The organism is Psychrobacter sp. TB55-MNA-CIBAN-0194 (assembly GCF_040309505.1).
Lineage (GTDB): Bacteria > Pseudomonadota > Gammaproteobacteria > Pseudomonadales > Moraxellaceae > Psychrobacter > Psychrobacter fozii.
Map to the genome: position 1 here is coordinate 1 of NZ_JBEOOW010000380.1, position 265 is coordinate 265.

Sequence of the window (265 nt, forward strand, 5' to 3'; positions counted from 1 at the left end):
CCGGTCAGCAGGCCGGCGATAAGGCCGCGGCGGTTGCCTTCGGGCCAGAAAATGACACCTAATGCGCCGGGTAACAGTTGCAGAGTGCCGCTCAGGGAGATTGCGCCAAGAATAGACAGCTGCAGATTTTTGCCCAGAGTTTCATGAAACATCAGAGCCAGAAAAAGGATCAGAGCAATCAGTAGCCGCTTGACCCATTGCAGCCAGCGGTAGATATCGGCTTGATCTTTGGGAGTTTTTAGCGGCAATACGATGTGGTTGAGGG

Annotated in this window: 1 protein-coding gene; it reads right to left on the minus strand. The window is 54.0% G+C overall.

Annotated features, from left to right (window positions below):
- Nucleotides 1–265: hypothetical protein (locus tag AAEY75_RS15550; protein ID WP_352260095.1), on the minus strand; the 265-nt coding region annotated here is incomplete at both ends.